This is a genomic window from Acinetobacter sp. YH12072 (assembly GCF_013419565.1).
Classification (GTDB): domain Bacteria; phylum Pseudomonadota; class Gammaproteobacteria; order Pseudomonadales; family Moraxellaceae; genus Acinetobacter.
Genome location: NZ_VOZV01000008.1, coordinates 48,770 through 66,834, shown reverse-complemented (window position 1 = coordinate 66,834; position 18,065 = coordinate 48,770). Strand labels below are relative to the sequence as shown.

Sequence of the window (18,065 nt, the reverse complement as noted above, 5' to 3'; positions counted from 1 at the left end):
GTTACATAAACTCTGTAAACTTTTAATTCGATCTATTTAGATCCCATTCCCCTGTTTCACCGTTTATGTAACCAAGCCGTTTTTTTATAGGCAAGGTATGAGCACTGAACAACCCTCCTCTCTCGAGCGTACAGGGTCTAAAGTCTATCGATATTTTGTTGTCGTACTGACTTTACTTGTTGCGCTGTACTTGATCATTCAAGGCGCTAAATTACTCAGCCTCGGTGGTACAAGCTATTATCTCATTGCAGGGATTGCCTATGTTGCAATCGCCATTTTATATGCGATGAAAAAAGCCTTTGGTTTCTGGCTTTCTATTGTTACTTTTATTGCAACCATCCTCTGGTCTATTGCTGAAGTTCAAGGTTTGAGCTTCTGGCAATATATCCCACGTCTGGTGGTTCCAACTATTCTGTTTGTCCTCAGCATGTGGGCAAGCAAAAGCCTGCCAGCACTCAATGCTGCAAAAATCAAAGCTGCCAATCTTGTTGGCTTTGCCGGTTTCTTTGCCTGTGTCGCAGCCCTGATTGCTGCGTTCTTCCCACATGGCAAAATCCTCAATCCTGTTGATATCGTACAAGACCCTGCACTGGCTAAACCGAATGCAGAAAACCCAGACAACTGGGAATATTTCGGTCGTAATGGTAACGGTACCCGCTTTGCACCGTACACTGACATTACCCCTGAAAATGTCAAAGATCTAAAAGTGGCTTGGACTTATCACACTGGTCGTGATACTTCTGCCGGTGTCGATGAAAATACACCAATTCAAATTGGTAGTACTTTATATTCATGTACACCGACTAACATCATTTCAGCAATTGATGGTGACAGTGGTAAAGCACTTTGGAAATATGATCCACATGCAAAAACTGCAGAGCATATCACTTGCCGTGGTGTTGGTTACTATGATGCAACTAAAGACAAATCTTTAACTGCAGCAGACTTACAAGCACCGGGTATTAAAGCTTGTCCACAACGTATCCTGACTTCTACTGTTGATGGCCGTTTAATTGCTTTGAACGCCAAAACAGGTGCTTTATGTCCTGAGTTCGGTGTGAATGGTCAAGTCGATGTCTTGCATGACATGGGCCCAACTGAGCAAAGTAAACGTTACCACCCAACATCGACCCCACTCATTGCCGGCCATGTTGCTGTATTAGGCGGTTGGGTACGTGATATTGTGCATGGCGAACCTTCTGGTGTTGTACGTGCTTATGACGTTCGTACTGGTAAATTGGCTTGGGCGTGGGATGTTGGTAATCCTGAACTTGTGGGTGAACCTAAAGATGGCAAAGGCTTTACTTTAGAAACACCGAACATGTGGACTATCCCAACCTATGACAAAGACCTGAATTTGGTTTACTTACCTACAGGTAATGGTCCTCCTGACTATTGGGGCGGTGACCGTAACGCAGCCAAAGAAAAATTTGGTTCTGCCGTTGTGGCTGTCAATGCATCAACAGGTAAAACTGTCTGGACGTATCAAACAGTTCACCATGATGTTTGGGATTATGACTTACCGTCACAACCTGTACTTTATGACATGACTGATGATCATGGTAAAAAAGTACCTGCGTTAATCCAAACCACCAAAATGGGTCAAATCTTTGTCCTTGATCGTCGTACTGGTAAACCTATTACCAAAGTTGAAGAACGTCCTGTCGACACTAATGGTGCTGAAGGTGAAAAACTTTCTCCAACTCAACCATTCTCTGTGGGTATGCCACAAATTGGTAATGAAACGCTCACTGAACAAGATATGTGGGGGATTTCAACCTTTGACCAATTGGCATGTCGTATTGACTTTAAAGATTCTGTCTATAACGGTCTATACACTGCACCTGGTGAAAAACCATATATCGAATGGCCTAGTCTGCTTGGTGGTTTCAACTGGGGTGGTATCTCCATTGATGAATCGACTGGCATGATGTACGTCAACGATATGCGTATGCCACTTCGTATGTCATTGGTTCGTAAAGAAGATATGCACAAATACCATATCTCAACTGACGAAGTCCCTGGCTTTATGGGTACAGTACGTCCTCAATTGGCAGGTCCTTATGCGGGTGTAAAAATCGACATCATGCAATCTAAATTGGGTGTACCTTGTAACAAACCACCATTTGGTACCATGACTGCCATCGACTTAAAATCTAAAAAAGTCGTTTGGGAAGTACCAATGGGTACAGCCAAAGAATTGGGTCCATTAGGTGTGAAAACCCATATGCCAATTCCTTTAGGTATGCCGACATTAGGTGGTCCTACTTCAACCGCTTCTGGTCTGGTGTTCTTCGCAGGTACTCAGGATTATTACCTACGTGCGCTGGATTCAAAAACTGGTAAAGAAGTGTGGAAAGCTGAGCTTCCTGTTGCTGCTGTTGCTGCACCGCTGATTTATAAATCTCCAAAAACTGGCAAACAATATGTTGTGATTTCTGCAGGTGGTGCAAGCCATTCTAAAGATGTTGGCGACTATATTATTGCCTTTGCTTTACCTGATCAAAAATAATTTTTTGATGGATAAAGAAAAAACCGAAGCTTAGGCTTCGGTTTTTTTATTGCAATCATCATTAAAAATTAACGATCGCGACCTTCCTGGTTTGCAGAACCTGAACAGCCTGCACCACCACCGATAATAAAACCGCTTTCTGCTTTGCATGAACCAATCATACGGCCATGTGAGTCAAATGTAGTCACTGTTGATGCACAACCAGTTAGTACGATAGTCGCTGCTAATGCAATAAGTGCTGATAATTTCATGATATTCCCCTCTATGATTTATGGTGCTAAATGAATCTGATTTTGACTTGGTGGTACTGGCAATAAACCTGTCTTGGCATCCACCGTATTGTAGTTCACGCCAATTGCATTGCCTGATCCATTACAATGAGCACTAGCAGTTGAAAGCAGACCACGTGTAGCTTTACATGATCCAATCACCTGACCCGATGCATCATAAGTGACGACCATAGAACTACACCCAGTCATCAGTATAATAGTTGAAAGTGAAAGTAGTTTTATGAAGCTCATTGCTCCCCCTCAAAAACACTAAAAAATTTAAATTGTTTAGTTATATGAATCTTTTCTAAATTTCGCGCATGATTCTTCCTAAATTTATCGCATTTGTAAAGCTTTATTTTTCATCTATTTTTTAGACTTAAGGCTAATAAAAAGCTGCCTGATCAGCAGCTTTTTCATAATTAAATTTAATATTAAGGATCAGACTGACTCATGCTTCAATACTCGTTCAGCTAGAGCCTGTTTCACCACATGATATCCAGCGCTTAAGCCTAGACTTGCCATAATGAATGCAACAATAACATCTGGCCATAGACTGCCAGTGCCAAAGACTCCCACTGCTGCAAAAATGACGGCCACATTGCCGATCGCATCATTACGGCTGCACAACCAGACTGATTTCATATTGGCATCGCCATCCCGGAAAGCATATAAAATTATGGCTGTGACAACGTTTGCGATTAAGGCCAATACCCCGATGATCCCCATCGTAATGGCTTCAGGTGGAATACCTTGCATAAAGGCATAAATTACTTTGCCAATGACGACCAGACCAAATACTGCCATGGTCAATCCTTTAATCAGAGCAACTGTTGCACGCCAATACAGACTTGCACCAATCACCGCCAGAGAAATACCATAATTCACAGCATCACCAAAGAAATCTAACGCATCTGCCCATAAGGCCGATGAATGTGCATAAGCACCGCCGATTAGCTCTACACCAAATAAGGTCAGGTTAATCAATAATGCAATCCATAAAGCTGTTCTAAATTTGCTATTAGGTTTGGGCGGCGCGGGTTCATGACTACAACTACAGGCCATATTATTCTCCGATGATTTTTTATCCTGAATGCGATAAAGTCATTAGAAACTATAGAGTCACTCCAAGGTCAAGCCTGAGGTATTTATGTCACATTATTTGATTTCTGATATAGCCAAGAAAGCTGATTTAAGTACTGATACCATTCGATTTTATGAGAAAAGAGGTTTGATTCAGCCGAATTTTCGAGCAAGTAACCAATATCGTTATTATGGCGAAGAGGCCTTAAAACGCTTGATTTTTATCAAACGCTGTCGTGCTTTAGGCATGTCTTTAAAAGAAATCGAATACCTGATTCAGCTGGAACAGAATCCTGAACAGGATTGCTGTGAAGTTAACCAGATGATTGATCAGCACCTTATAGATATTTCAAATAAAATTAAAGAATTACAATTATTTAAACAGCAGTTAATGGCGCTTCGCGAAAGCTGTAATACCCCAACCACGATTAATCATTGCCAGATTTTAAAAACACTGGAATCTATTGAAAATAGCTGAAATATTTATGGATATTTTAAACCGTTTACTGTTTATCTTTTAACTTGAAATTGAGTTAAATTATGCCAATTCCGAGTTATTTACTAGGTTGAATCCTGATTTTAGATGACTAGAATAAAGACGTACTTTTTATATGTCTTTCGATTTTATCATGAGCATTTCTCACGTTACCGAACTTCTCTCACCTGCTGGCTCCCTAAAAAACATGCGTTATGCCTTTGCTTATGGTGCAGATGCAGTCTATGCCGGCCAGCCGCGTTATAGCTTGCGTGTTCGTAATAATGAATTTGACCATGACAATCTGGCGATTGGCATCAAAGAAGCGCATAAGCTTGGCAAAAAATTCTATGTCGTGGTGAATATTCAGCCACATAACTCCAAACTGAAAAATTTTATTCGTGACCTTGAACCAGTCGTGGCAATGCAGCCAGATGCGCTGATCATGTCCGATCCTGGTCTGATCATGCTGGTGCGTGAGCATTTCCCGCACATGGACATTCACCTGTCTGTACAGGCCAATGCTGTGAACTGGGCAACTGTAAAGTTCTGGAAGAATATGGGACTTACTCGCGTAATTTTGTCACGTGAACTGTCCATCGAAGAAATCGAAGAAATCAAACAGCAAGTTCCAGATATGGAGATTGAAGTCTTTGTTCATGGCGCACTGTGTATGGCCTACTCTGGCCGCTGCATGCTATCTGGCTATATGAACAAACGCGATGCCAACCAGGGCGCCTGCACCAATGCCTGCCGCTGGGAATACCAAGTACTGGATGCCAAGGAAGATGAAACGGGCGATGTGATCCCGGTTAAAAATATTGATTCCGGCTGTTGTTCAAAAGATGCTGATGAGTCACATATGCAAGTACAACATCAGTTTGATGAACCCGTGTTATTGCAACGTAATGACGAAGATATGTTTGCTGCTGAAGAAGATGAGCACGGCACTTATTTTATGAATTCCAAAGACCTGCGTGCTGTACAGCATGTGGAACGCCTGACCAAGATTGGCGTACACTCCCTGAAAATTGAAGGTCGGACCAAATCTTATTTCTATTGTGCGCGTACTGCGCAGATTTACCGTAAAGCCATTAATGATGCGCTTGCTGGTAAGCCATTCGACCCTTCATTGATGACTCAATTAGAAGGTCTGGCGAATCGTGGTTATACCGAAGGCTTCCTACGCCGTCATGTACATAGTGAATATCAAAACTATGAAAATGGTTCATCGAGTTTCGATCATCAGCAGTTCTGTGGGGAAGTATTAGAGCGTAATGGTGACTATATCAAGATTGATGTGAAAAACCGTTTTGTCGTTGGTGACTCACTAGAGCTGATGACCACTAAAGGCAACATCACTTTTACCTTAACTGAGATCAAAGACCGTCAAGGCAATCTGATTGAAGATGCTAAAGGTTCAGGTCATATCGTTGAAATTCCAATACCAGCAGATGTCGATATGCAGTATGCCCTGCTGATCCGTAATCTGCCATCATCATCTGTAGACATTTCAGCCTCTTCATTGGCTTATCAGGCGAGTTAAAAAATGGCGCTCTTGATTACCGATAAATGTATCAACTGTGATATGTGCTTACCGGAATGCCCAAATGAAGCAATTTATGAGGGCGAGAAGTTTTATGAAATTGATGTCAATCGTTGTACCGAGTGTGTGGGTTTCTATGGTCATCAAACCTGTATTGCCGTCTGTCCGATTGAATGCATTGTGCCGCATCCAGAGCATCGGGAAACGCAAGAACAGTTAATGGAGAAATTTAAAGGTTTGAATCTGTTCAAAGCTTGAATGATGCATGAAGTCTGATGACTTCATCTAAGAACAACCTTGGGGAAAGATAAAAATAAGGGTTGAAAACAAAAACTGTCCAGAGGAAAGGAACAGCTAAAAGCGATTGGGGACGCTTTTGGCTGATCTAACAATAACTAAAAAAAGGAACCCGGGTGTTAGCATCCTGAGTTCCTATAAAGCGAAAATAATAATAGGTGTTTGAGATGAAGCACCTGGAATGTGGGGATTCCAGGTGCTCTTTTTTTTACTGACCAGAGCGAATGATGTAATCAAAGGCAGATAATGATGCTTTGGCACCTTCACCAGTCGCGATGATGATCTGTTTGTAAGGAACAGTGGTACAGTCACCTGCAGCAAACACACCTTTGACATTGGTTTCATTGCGCTCGTTAATCACAATCTCACCACGGTTAGTTAACTCAACATCGGTTCCTTTCAGGAAGTCGGTGTTTGGCAACAAACCGATCTGAACGAAGATCCCTGCAAGTTCTACTGTGTGCTCTTCATCAGTTGCACGGTCTTTGTATTTCAACGCTGTGACTTGTGAACCATCACCGATCACTTCGGTAGAAAGCGCATTTTTGATTACGGTGGTGTTTGGCAAGCTGTTCAGTTTGTCCTGCAATACCTGGTCCGCACGCAGTTTGGTATCAAACTCAACCAGCGTTACATGCTCAACAATACCCGCAAGGTCAATCGCAGCTTCTACACCGGAGTTACCACCACCAATTACCGCAACACGTTTACCTTTGAACAATGGACCATCACAGTGTGGGCAGTATGCAACGCCACGGGTTTTGTATTCTGCCTCACCTGGAACATTCATTTCTCTCCAGCGTGCACCGGTAGATAAAATCACAGTTTTAGATTCAAGTTTGGCACCATTTTCTAAAGTCACTTCTACCAGACCATTGGCTGTGCGATCTGCACCTTTGATGTCAGACACGCGTTGCAGGTTCATGATGTCAACACCGTATTCACGCACGTGTGCTTCCATTTCAGCCGCAAATTTTGGACCTTGGGTTTTTTGCACTGATGTGTAGTTTTCAATGTCCATGGTATCCATCACCTGACCGCCCATGCGTTCAGCCACGATGCCAGTTTTAATACCTTTACGTGCTGCATAGATCGCTGCAGTATTCCCTGCAGGTCCACCACCAATTACCAAGACATCAAATGCATCTTTGGCATTGAGTTTTTCAGCATCTTTGGCTGCAGCATTGGTATCCAGTTTGGCAATGATTTCTTCCAGTGTCATACGACCCTGACCGATATGTTCATTGTCCTGGAAGACCATCGGTACGGCCATGATTTTACGTTCTTCTACTTCTTCCTGGAAGAAAGCACCATCGATCATGGTTGCTGTGGTACCCGGGTTATAGATGGCAATCAGGTTCAATGCCTGCACCACATCAGGACAGTTATGGCAGCTTAAAGAGACAAATACATCAAAGTCAGATTTAATGCCTAAACCTTTAATCGATTCCAGAACTTCGGCAGAGACTTTTGGTGCATAGCCTGAAGTTTGCAGCAATGCCAGAATCAGGGAAGTAAACTCATGGCCCATCGGCAAGCCTGCGAAGAACACACGAGGCTGTTCACCGGCTTTTGCCACACCAAAGCTTGGTGCACGTTTGTTGGTACCGTCAAAACGGGCAGTCACTAAATCAGAAAGCTGGGCGATTTCCTCAACCAGTTCTTTGATTTTGGCTGATTTGTCAGAGCCATCCAGAGTTGCCACTAATTCAATCGGGCCCTCCAAACGTTCAAGTAGTGTTTTTAATTGAGCTGAAGTATTTTGATCTAACATTGCTAACGTCTCCAAGGGAGTAAATATTTATTCGATGAAGCTATAATAAGTGAATAATAAAAATAGGTAAAACAGTTTGTTTTTATCCTAATGATCGTTTTTATAGATCAAAAACCATCTCCTCATTTTATTTTTTATTATCGCTAGAATTTATGCCTTTTATCCCAAAGAAACCGAATATAGATTGGAAAATAAAAATGCTCCTTTTAAAGGAGCATTTTTAAGTTTAGAAGATTCGCTGTTCAATACGTAGCGAACGCCCCTTAATTGAATTAGCTAGTACAAATATGATTAAGCTAAGCAAGGCAAATAAGATGGCAATGCCAATAATGATGACATTGGTAATCTTGCTGACTTGTTCGGCTTGCTGGGCTTGACGATCTACACTTTGTGCCACAGGCGTTAGACTTTTGCCATAGACCTGTTGCTGCATGGTCCAGATCTGTTCCGGTTTAAATCCGTATTGTTCAAACTTGTTATCCTGCCGCTCTGCTTCAACTACTTGTGCGACATAAGGTCTGGCTGCGGATAGATCCACAGGCTTATGCAAGAGTGCAGTTTGGGCAAGTAAATAAGATTTCACCGGTGAAGCAATATCGGAATCAACCAGATAACGAGCCACTTCACTATCATTGATATTACTATCGTAATAGACCACTTGCTGATAAGCGTCTTCACGGTCATTTCTCAGGTCATATTGCCAATAAGTCAGTCCTGACCAGATCACGATAAAGGAAATCAGCCAGCCTACAAACTTCAATATGAAAGACTGAAAGCGCACATAGAAGAAGCGAAACTTCTTCAGCAATCCAACCAGAAAAAATGCACCAATAAAAGAGGCAAAGATTTTCAGAATCAGCCAGCCAAACCAGCTTAATAGAGCAAAGAAATAATCCGGACTATCCCCAATACTGGCCAGATTAGCATCGACACTGACTGGTAAATGCAGCTGTTGAAGCTGAGTACTCAGGCCAAAAAAGCCATAAACCATTTCCTGCTGAAAGAATAGACCTATCACAGATGCAATACAGACCGTAGAGGTGGTCAGTCCCAAAAGCATCAAATTACGTTGACGCTTTTTGAGTGCGACGACCCCTTGCTTGATTTCCTGAGGATTTACAGCATATTCATCTAAGGGCGGCAATCTCTACTCCTTTTTTTAGATCTTGGCCCTACTGCATTTAGTTGGGTTTAGATCCACTGGTACTTGATTCAATCACCAAATGATTCAGATTATCTTGTAAGGCTCTTAAACGTACCGTTGCTTCAGTACGTTTCTGTACACCTTCTTTCTGGATCTGAATCACATCATTAACAGTTTTAATGAGGGTATTTTGCACATGTTCAAGCGTTTCAATATCAATAACAGAACGCTGGTTGGCTTTTGCCGTATCGACCGAGTTTTGATGCAATAAATCTGCATTACGGCGTAAAAGCTCATTGGTCGCATCATCAATGGTATTGGCCAGCTGTACGCTGTTCTTCTGTTCATTCAGTGAAATGGCCAGACTGATCTGGTTTTTCCATGCTGGCAATGTGATATTTTTAATGGCATAGAATTTATCCACCAGCATCAGGTTATTGGACTGAATAATCCGGATCATAGGCAAAGTCTGCATCGCAGATTGCTGCAATACCTGTAAATCACTGATGCGTTTTTCCAGATTATTGGCTAGATGATTTAGGTCATAGATTTTTTGCGTGGTGCTCTGATCTTGTGGCAAAGCTGTAAGCGCAGCAATTTCCTGCTGCAATTCCTGTTCACGTAAACGTCCAGCTGCAATATGAATACCCAGCTGCTTGTATTCTTCCTGCACCCCATCGAACATTTTATCCAGGGTATCAACGCGGGCTTTTAATCCAGATTGTGAAGTTTCAATTTCCTTGACCAGTACATCAATCTGTTCTTTAGTGGTATTGAAATGCGAGTCAAAATTATCTTTCACGCCCTTAAATTTGCTGATGATATTGCCCAGAAATCCTGAACTTTTTTTCTTGTTCAAGATACTGCTGGTATTCAGTTGCTGTGCCACCTGCACCACCTGATTCAGCTTTTGACCGGTTGCATCCAGATCTTTATTTTGTACCAGATTCAGCAATTCATCGGTATAGCTTGAAGTTTTGGTGGCTATATTTTTGCCATATTCGGCCACACTATTATGACTCATATTCTGCAGTTCTTTACGTGCTGCCAAGACCCCCTGAAAATCGGCAGGCTGCAAGCCCAGCTCTTTCAGATCCATTTGCTGGAACTTCTGTTCAGTCAGTTCAGTTGAGCTTTCGACAGGTAAATTTACTACATCAGATTTGGTCATGTTTCACCTTATATTGTTATGTATTCGAGGGTTTCTCGAGTGACTTTTTTAACGTTTTAATCAAATTGTCCCGGCTATTATCAAGTTTTTCCAGATCACTTGTCGAGTGTTTCGTCTGGCTTTGTTTGACATGATATTGCCAGGCCGGAATCAGCACCTGTTGCGCTTCTTTAAACCGATCCAGTAGGCTATAAGACAGTTGCTGGGACAATTGCATCTGGGTAATGGCAATGTCATTACTGCTTTGCAAGGTTCTTAAGGTATGCACCTTTTTTGACAGCCGCTCAGAAAAATTATCCAGTGGATGCTGATTCCTTACAAACTGCGGATATTCAGATAAAAATTCTTTTGCTGCCACAATATGCTTGGCCATTTGCTCACGTAAACCGATCAGCTGCTGGAATCGCGATTGGGATTTCTGGATTTCAATTTGCAACTTACGGCTAAGGTGATCTGCCTGATCCAGTAAATAGTCCAGTTTTTTATAGTATTCAACCTGACTTGAGCCATAGTCCAGATCAATACCCAGCCATTTCTGCAAGGCATTAAATTTACGTTTTTTTAAATATTTTTTTGATTGAGCCAGCATGTGAATCAGCTGTTCAATAGTATGGCTCAGTTGTTGGGTCAGATGGGGATCTACCCCATTTAATAGTACTGCCTGCGCCTGAATAAGTGAGTCCGCATAATGATTCAGCTTGTATTGATCGTGGAGTAAAGGCACAAGTTCGTTGCGCTTGATACTTAGAATCTCGCTCTGCTCTACTGCAATGTCTTGGATTGGAATCAAAACATCTATCTGTGACATGGCCCTTTAAACTCAATGAATTCGATTTTTATAGTACGTCTTTTCATTCAACATAACATGTAGCATTTTGCAAAGGAATGCTTCAAGCCATAGAATTTTCTTTATATACGTTGAAGATATTGTTGGAATTAAGTTTGGCCTACAGTCATTTCTTGTATGAATCATTTTGCTTCTAGCCTGCTGTTGCTCTCTATAACCTTTCCCATCAGCCTCAGATAGGCTAATAATCAACCAAATAAGGATAAGCACAATAAATGCCAAGTTAATTTATGGTCTTAATTAAGCTTTTTTAAACTTAAGAATACTTATAAGGCATTATAAAACATAAATAATTCTCGAATTTTAAGCATGAATTATTTATGATCAAGATCAACAATAAAGTAGGTAACCTGAGAATAAAATGGAACGTTTTTTTCATAATACGATGTATGCCGCACGCTGGATCTTGGCACCTGTCTATTTTGGTTTATCATTCGCTTTATTATTGCTGGCCTTAAAATTCTTTCAGGAAGTCATTCATGTCCTGCCGCATATCTTTGAATATACTGAAGCTGACCTGATCTTGGTAATTCTCTCCCTGGTTGATATGACCATGGTTGGTGGACTTATTGTGATGGTGATGTTTTCAGGTTATGAAAATTTTGTTTCACAACTCAAAATCGATGAAAATAAAACCCGCCTGAACTGGCTCGGCACTATGGATGCCAATTCGCTTAAACTAAAAGTTGCTGCTTCTATCGTAGCTATTTCTTCGATTCATTTACTACGTATTTTTATGGATGCTCGTAACGTCGAGAATGACAAAATCATGTGGTACATCATCATGCATCTGACTTTTGTGATTTCTGCATTTATTATGGGTTATCTGGATAAACTCACAAAGCATTAAAACATGGATATTAAAAAGCCCCGATTATAGGGGCCTTTTTATATTGGCGAATTAACTAAAAAATTATAGATAGTCACCTTCTCGTTCCGGCTGATACAGCACTTTTTCAATCGTGACTTTCATCAACTGACCATCAGGTTGTGGCCATTCAATGGTCTGTCCTTCTGCCAAGCCCAAGATTGCAGTTCCAATCGGTGCTACGACATTCACTTGCCCTTTTTCACCTTTAAACTCATGCGGGTAGACTAAGGTGATTTCTACAGGCTCCGTTGATGGTGCAATCGTCAGCAATGCACGCGCATGCATGGTCACCACATTGCTTGGCATGTCCTCTGGCTTGACCACTTCAGCACGAGCCAGTTCATCTTCCAGTTGAAGCATGGTCTCACTGAGCTTGTCCTGATTTTCAAGCATGGTTTCGAGACGCTCCACATCCTGTTCAGATAAAATAATTTTTGGTTTAGCCATTCTTACTACCTTGTTTAATGAATGATTGAATAGTCTTTAAAAAGCGAATGAATCTAGGTTCTAAGTGGTTAATCAGATTAAATTAAGTTCAAATATAAAAAATCTATTTTTAGCTGCTAAAAAAATTGTGTCTTAACTCAACTTATAAAGCTGTTTTTCAAAGAATGTAACCAGTTTTAGAAAAACTCAATACTCTTTTCGAAATCAGATTTATAGGATCTGTATTTCTCAACTTTGTTTTATAAAAGGATAAGTATTTTCTATATAGGATTGATTAAGCTTTGATCTTATCTTCCCTTTTAACTCATCGTAAAAGCTAGCAGCAGAAGATGAGTCAGAAAAAATATCACCCAATAAAAAAGCCCCCTTGAGGGGGCTTTTCTCAAGTTAGGCTTATTTTGCGTAAACAGGGAATTTAGCACAAACAGCAGCAACTTTTTCTTTAACAGCAGCGATCACAGCTTCATCGCCTTTAGCATCAAGGATGTCAGCGATCCAACCAGCAAGTTCACGAACTTCTGATTCACCAAAACCACGAGTCGTTACAGCAGGTGTACCGATACGGATACCTGAAGTCACGAATGGAGAACGTGGGTCGTTTGGTACAGAGTTTTTGTTCACAGTGATGTGAGCAGCACCTAACCAAGCGTCAGCATCTTTACCAGTGATGTCTTGTTTGATCAGAGACAACAAGAACAGGTGGTTTTTAGTGCCGCCAGATACAACATCGTAACCGCGTTCGATTAGAACTTCAGCCATTGCTTGAGCATTCTTAACCACTTGTTGTTGGTATGCTTTGTATTCAGGTGCCATTGCTTCTTTGAAGCAGATTGCTTTAGCAGCAACCGCGTGAACCAGAGGACCACCTTGGTTACCTGGGAATACAGCTGATTGAAGTTTTTTCTCGATTTCTTCGTTTGCTTTTGCAAGGATCAGACCTGAACGAGGACCACGAAGAGTTTTGTGAGTAGTTGTTGTTGTTACGTCAGCAATTTGAACTGGGCTTGGGTAAACGCCAGCAGCAACCAGACCAGCAACGTGAGCCATATCTACAAACAGGTAAGCGCCAACTTTATCCGCGATGTCACGGAAACGTTGCCAATCTACGATTTGGCTGTATGCAGAGAAACCAGCTACGATCATACGTGGTTTGTGTTCTACAGCTAGACGTTCAACTTCTTCATAATCGATCTCACCAGTTTCTGGATTCAGACCGTATTGAATTGCATTATAAGTTTTACCTGAGAAGCTTACTTTCGCACCGTGAGTCAAGTGACCACCGTGAGCCAAGCTCATACCCAATACTGTGTCGCCTGGGTTAAGCAGCGCTAAATAAACTGCAGAGTTTGCTTGAGAACCAGCATGTGGCTGAACGTTAGCATAATCAGCACCAAATAATTCTTTAGCACGGTCAATTGCCAATTGTTCAATGACATCTACATATTCACAACCGCCATAGTAGCGTTTGCCTGGGTAGCCTTCTGCATATTTGTTAGTGAGTTTTGATCCTTGAGCTTCCATTACTGCTGGTGAACAATAGTTTTCAGAAGCGATCAACTCGATGTGCGCTTCTTGGCGAGCATCTTCGTTAGAGATTGCTTGAGCGATTTCTGGATCAAATTCAGCAATAGAGATATTGGCAAACATTAGCGAGGTCCTATTAAATTAGGGCTTTTAAGCCGTGCTAAGATTGGCGCGTATTGTAACATGAACTTTGCCAATTTCGATCATGAACTTTATTCAGTTTGCAATAAAAATAGCTCATGCTTAAAAAAACATGAGCTATAGAGATAAAAATAAGTTATTGAATTGGCATTAGAGATTTTACATCTGAAATAATATTAGCGATATTCAGTGCATAGACGCTACCATGATCCCATGAACCGTCCGTAATATATCGTACCGAGGTTTGTTTCTGATTCGCTAAGCTCACTAAAACATCTGTTGCAGCCTTTGGAACAGTAGAATCCGCCTCTCCCTGATAAATAATCACAGGTGTAGACACTTTAACCTGTAAAGGCTGAGAGTCTTTATCCAGGAAATTCTTCACTACTGGAATACTCATAAAATTAGCTTGAGTACGCGGATATTCTTCCAGATTCCCATTGGTTTGGGCATAAGCTCCCATTGCCGTACCGAATTTGTTGCCTAATACATCATAACAATCTGTTTCGGCATTCTTGGCAATCTCGTCTGTTGGTGTTTTAAAGACCTGAATATATTGCAGATTTGGATTCGGATTACGCAATCCCGCGACAATCAGCGCGGTAAAAGTATCTAAAGAGGCTAGAGTTTGAATCTTTTTATTCAGATCTGGTTCTTGTCCAGCTTGAGCCTCACCACCTGCCAAAATCAGACTGAAATTAGAAGCAGGTGCTAAAGCTACCGTACCTTTATAAGTCATTTGAGAAGCACGTGCTGCATATTGGGCAGCGCCTAAAGCCGCTTGACCACCTTGAGAATGACCGACAGCCATCCATTGATTAGAGGCTTCCGAACCTAAATAGTCTTTTGCTGCGACGACAGCATCGGTAATGGAATAGGCTTCACTCTTAAGATTAAGGAAAGGATGAAGTTCTTTTCCACCCGGCTCACCCAAACCTTCATAATCAGGCGCAACGACCACATATCCCGCTTGAAGGAATCCGGCAATCATATTTTTGATATAAGAATTTATTTCATTGCGACTTGGTGCACACTGATCGGCCACACCCGTCGTACCATGTGCCCATGCCACTATCGGCCAACCTTTTGCAGGAGGCGTTCCTTTTGGAGTGAAAAGCAGTGCCGTCGCTTGGGTTTCCTTATTATTAATACCTAACATCTTATAGGTCATGACCACGCTCTCATCGGCAACAGCAGTCAGATCTGTTTTGGTATAGGCTACAGGTGTGGTTACGACTGGATTGTCAATATTATTTACGGGAATAGCGGGTTTGGATTCATAATAACGATCATCATCGCTATCATTACAGGCAGTTAAAGCTACGCTTAGCGCGAGTAGAGAACCAGTCAATACATGACGTTTCATCGATCTTATCCTTGTCTTAATTATTATCTCTCATAATTTTTATAGTTTTATCTTTATCAGTTGATAAAACTAGACAATAATTTCCCAAGTTATTTCATTAAATACAAGAGATTATTTTGTTATTTTTCTAATAAATAGCGATTTAATTTATGACCATTCCAACACGATAAATTTAAGTTTTGGAAATATTTACAGAAACTTTGAAAACTTTTATTTATAAGTGTAGATTACAAATATTCTATATCAGTCAAAAAGTCTGCAATTAAAGTTGAAATCCGGCATTTCAATTGTCAGGATCGAAACAATAATGTTAGATTTTGATATCCACTTTTTTTCAGGCATATTCTCGTCATGCAGGCTATCATTCTCGATACTGAAACCCATACCTTGAATGGTCAACCCATTGAAATTGCCTATGCGCCTGTAGAGATCATAGACCATAAAATCAGTCTGGATAAAAGTCGCTTGTTTGATCAGCTTTATTCATGCGACGAACCGATTTCCTTTGCCGCAATGGCCGTACATCATATTCTGCAGTCCGATTTGGAAGGACAACCGCATTACAGCAGCTTTGAACTCCCGCAAGAAACCACTTATATCATTGGCCATAATATTGATTATGATATTCGTGCCTTAGAAAAATGTGGCGTCGATTCATCGAATATTAAAGCAATTTGTACCCTTGCCCTCGCCCGCCGTGTTTGGCCAGAGGCTGAAGCACATAATATCTCTGCATTAATCTATATGATTACCAAAGGCAGCGAGCGCGCCCGGGAAATGATCCGTAAAGCCCATCGCGCCGATATGGATATCATTTTGACAGCAAATATCCTGATGCATATTGTGCATCACCTGAAAATCAGCAGTATTGAAGAACTCTATGAGGCATCTGAAGATGCGCGTATTCCACGGACCATCAATTTTGGTAAGCACCGTGGCACTGCGATTGCCGATCTTCCTGCTGACTATGTTCAGTGGTTACTTCGCCAGGACGACTTAGATCCTTATCTACGCAAAGCATTGGAAAATACCGCGATCCTTACGCTATAAATGAAATCTTTTCTTCCCTCTCTAAATATTGAGAGGGATTTTTAACTAATCATGTTTTGTTTTATTCAGCAAGTGAAATAAAGTATTTTATAGATGACTATCTTAGTCTTTAAAGCTCTTAACTAATCGATATTCAGAATAAAAACAGATACAAATCAATATTAATTTATTGATTTTTAATAATTTAATATTTAATCACTTCTTGCATCTAGCTGTTCTTATACTTTAGCGTGATAGAACACCCCCTCTAAACAGGTGCATATAGGAAATAATATAAATTAATCCTCTTTCTTCCCATGCAATATTATCTCGAATTCGATGCCTTTGATAATCCCATGCAGCTCAGTAAAGTGGGCAATTGGGTAATCACTTTTTTGAGTCCAGCTGAAGAATTGGACACTATACAACTTGCGATTACTTATGTACTGCCCCGCCAGATCAGTGACGCATTACAGCCACGACGGGTATTAATTCAAAAGAGTTCAATCGAACATCATTGGCTAATTCAAACAATTGAATGTTTTGACAGCGGAACCAATCAGGAAGTTCATATCAGGCCGGCAGATGAACTGGGACAGCAAACCTTGTATCAAATTCTGGATGAGTTTGACCGTTATGATGTAAATGTCACATTAAAAAATTTCTGAAATAATGCTTTTCTCAGAGCGTATTTTTGAAGAAGTTCATTTAGATCATCTATGTAGATAGCTTGATGCTATATAACATAAAAAATTAAGAAACTGAGAAATGATAGGAATTTATCCAATCTCTTTGAATTAAATTTATCAGTTTTTATTCTGCATCAAATATTTATAAAGAAGCTGAACTCAGATATCAAAATCAAGCTCATCATTGGATGAGCTATATCTTTTTTTAAGGGTCGCAAAGCAGCATAATGAATCCCGGATCCTTATTTAGGTTCTAAAACACGATAGATACAGTCGGTCTGCTCACTAGCAAATAACAGTTCAATCGTTGGCCGGATAATTTCATCATCCACGACAATATAGTCGACTTGCTGTTCCAAACGCTGGGACGGATCACTATGCTGAGCGCCAGCACGTAATAATGCTTTTACATTCAGAATTTTGCCATACTGGTTTTTGACTTGCACTTCAATTAAATCTTTTGTCATCGTCATACCTCCCTTTATTGGCATTATTAAATTTGCTTGTCTGAATTCTTATAACATAGTTATTTGAAAGGCTTTCAAACGAATATGTAAGATTTTTTAGCGAGCACCTTTTATTGACTATATATTGTCGCTAATGAAGAATGTGCCATACAAATAAAAGAGTCAAAATTATTAATAACTCACGCTTAAAATTTTGCATTAAAAAGCCCGCATCGCTGCGGGCTCTGTGTTGGATGGCTAGTGCTAGATCTATTGCCTGAACCGAAGTTCGAACTCAACTAACTGTCATTGATCCGTCCAACTTATTGGTAGCGTCGTTTCGTTTTATAACCTACCATGAGTTCAATATAGCAGGATTTTTTTTACCTACAATACGCTTTTACACTTCTAAAAGAAGACTTATACAATATTTA

Annotated in this window: 19 protein-coding genes; 7 read left to right on the top strand and 12 right to left on the bottom strand. The window is 40.8% G+C overall.

The annotated features are described in order from the left end of the window. Positions 1-97 precede the first annotated feature (97 nt). Positions 98-2,512, top strand: coding sequence for a membrane-bound PQQ-dependent dehydrogenase, glucose/quinate/shikimate family (locus FTU19_RS04970; protein ID WP_180130277.1), 2,415 nt, complete (start codon positions 98-100; stop codon positions 2,510-2,512). 68 nt (positions 2,513-2,580) lie between these two features. Here the strand turns inward: FTU19_RS04970 and FTU19_RS04965 are convergent, their stop codons facing one another. From FTU19_RS04965 to FTU19_RS04955, 3 genes are all read right to left on the bottom strand, one after another. Beyond that, on the bottom strand, positions 2,581-2,763 hold the full coding sequence (locus FTU19_RS04965) for a hypothetical protein (protein ID WP_005236502.1): 183 nt from the start codon (positions 2,761-2,763) through the stop codon (positions 2,581-2,583). Between the two features lie 18 nt (positions 2,764-2,781). Further along, complete coding sequence (locus tag FTU19_RS04960) at positions 2,782-2,973, bottom strand: hypothetical protein (RefSeq protein WP_227607384.1); 192 nt, start codon at positions 2,971-2,973, stop codon at positions 2,782-2,784. A 249-nt stretch (positions 2,974-3,222) separates the two neighbouring features. After that, entirely contained in the window at positions 3,223-3,846 is a 624-nt protein-coding gene (locus FTU19_RS04955) for a cation transporter (protein ID WP_179993298.1), read from the bottom strand. 85 nt (positions 3,847-3,931) lie between these two features. Here FTU19_RS04955 and FTU19_RS04950 point away from each other — a divergent pair, with 85 nt between their 5' ends. From FTU19_RS04950 to FTU19_RS04940, 3 genes are all read left to right on the top strand, one after another. Continuing rightward, complete coding sequence (locus FTU19_RS04950) at positions 3,932-4,342, top strand: Cd(II)/Pb(II)-responsive transcriptional regulator (protein ID WP_180130275.1); 411 nt, start codon at positions 3,932-3,934, stop codon at positions 4,340-4,342. Positions 4,343-4,475: 133 nt separating this feature from the next. Next, on the top strand, positions 4,476-5,885 hold the full coding sequence (gene yegQ, locus FTU19_RS04945) for a tRNA 5-hydroxyuridine modification protein YegQ (RefSeq protein WP_180130273.1): 1,410 nt from the start codon (positions 4,476-4,478) through the stop codon (positions 5,883-5,885). Between the two features lie 3 nt (positions 5,886-5,888). Continuing rightward, complete coding sequence (locus FTU19_RS04940) at positions 5,889-6,143, top strand: YfhL family 4Fe-4S dicluster ferredoxin (RefSeq protein ID WP_180130271.1); 255 nt, start codon at positions 5,889-5,891, stop codon at positions 6,141-6,143. Positions 6,144-6,390: 247 nt separating this feature from the next. On the opposite strand, the gene ahpF is transcribed toward FTU19_RS04940, so the two are convergent. The 4 genes from ahpF to FTU19_RS04920 all read right to left on the bottom strand — a co-directional run bounded on the left by ahpF (position 6,391) and on the right by FTU19_RS04920 (position 11,079). Continuing rightward, positions 6,391-7,956 (bottom strand): alkyl hydroperoxide reductase subunit F, encoded by a 1,566-nt coding sequence (gene ahpF, locus FTU19_RS04935; RefSeq protein WP_180053890.1) that lies wholly within the window; start codon positions 7,954-7,956, stop codon positions 6,391-6,393. 226 nt (positions 7,957-8,182) lie between these two features. After that, positions 8,183-9,100 carry a hypothetical protein gene (locus tag FTU19_RS04930; protein ID WP_166135984.1) on the bottom strand — a complete coding sequence of 306 codons (918 nt, stop codon included), beginning with the start codon at positions 9,098-9,100 and terminating at the stop codon, positions 8,183-8,185. Between the two features lie 37 nt (positions 9,101-9,137). Then, a complete protein-coding gene (locus tag FTU19_RS04925; protein ID WP_179993421.1) occupies positions 9,138-10,271 on the bottom strand; it encodes a toxic anion resistance protein in 1,134 nt (377 codons plus the stop codon). 16 nt (positions 10,272-10,287) lie between these two features. Then, positions 10,288-11,079: a tellurium resistance protein gene (locus FTU19_RS04920; protein ID WP_180130269.1), complete on the bottom strand. Its 792-nt coding sequence runs from the start codon at positions 11,077-11,079 to the stop codon at positions 10,288-10,290. Between the two features lie 400 nt (positions 11,080-11,479). Here FTU19_RS04920 and FTU19_RS04915 point away from each other — a divergent pair, with 400 nt between their 5' ends. Further along, positions 11,480-11,968, top strand: a complete 489-nt coding sequence (locus FTU19_RS04915) for a TIGR00645 family protein (protein WP_005236522.1) — start codon at positions 11,480-11,482, stop codon at positions 11,966-11,968. 63 nt (positions 11,969-12,031) lie between these two features. Here FTU19_RS04915 and rnk read toward each other — a convergent pair whose 3' ends face one another. From rnk to FTU19_RS04900, 3 genes are all read right to left on the bottom strand, one after another. Beyond that, a complete protein-coding gene (gene rnk / locus FTU19_RS04910) occupies positions 12,032-12,436 on the bottom strand; it encodes a nucleoside diphosphate kinase regulator (protein ID WP_034171243.1) in 405 nt (134 codons plus the stop codon). 393 nt (positions 12,437-12,829) lie between these two features. After that, entirely contained in the window at positions 12,830-14,083 is a 1,254-nt protein-coding gene (glyA, locus tag FTU19_RS04905) for a serine hydroxymethyltransferase (protein WP_004784306.1), read from the bottom strand. Positions 14,084-14,237: 154 nt separating this feature from the next. Beyond that, positions 14,238-15,467: an alpha/beta fold hydrolase gene (locus tag FTU19_RS04900; RefSeq protein WP_179993420.1), complete on the bottom strand. Its 1,230-nt coding sequence runs from the start codon at positions 15,465-15,467 to the stop codon at positions 14,238-14,240. 351 nt (positions 15,468-15,818) lie between these two features. On the opposite strand from FTU19_RS04900, the gene FTU19_RS04895 reads away from it, so the two are divergent. After that, complete coding sequence (locus tag FTU19_RS04895) at positions 15,819-16,517, top strand: putative quorum-sensing-regulated virulence factor (RefSeq protein WP_179993419.1); 699 nt, start codon at positions 15,819-15,821, stop codon at positions 16,515-16,517. A 278-nt stretch (positions 16,518-16,795) separates the two neighbouring features. Here FTU19_RS04895 and FTU19_RS16465 read toward each other — a convergent pair whose 3' ends face one another. After that, entirely contained in the window at positions 16,796-16,924 is a 129-nt protein-coding gene (locus tag FTU19_RS16465) for a hypothetical protein (RefSeq protein ID WP_354667255.1), read from the bottom strand. Here FTU19_RS16465 and FTU19_RS04890 point away from each other — a divergent pair. Next, a complete protein-coding gene (locus FTU19_RS04890; RefSeq protein ID WP_373684928.1) occupies positions 16,868-17,164 on the top strand; it encodes a hypothetical protein in 297 nt (98 codons plus the stop codon). The genes FTU19_RS16465 and FTU19_RS04890 overlap by 57 nt on opposite strands. Positions 17,165-17,427: 263 nt before the next feature. Here the strand turns inward: FTU19_RS04890 and FTU19_RS04885 are convergent, their stop codons facing one another. After that, complete coding sequence (locus FTU19_RS04885) at positions 17,428-17,652, bottom strand: hypothetical protein (RefSeq protein WP_180130265.1); 225 nt, start codon at positions 17,650-17,652, stop codon at positions 17,428-17,430. Between the last annotated feature and the right edge of the window lie 413 nt (positions 17,653-18,065).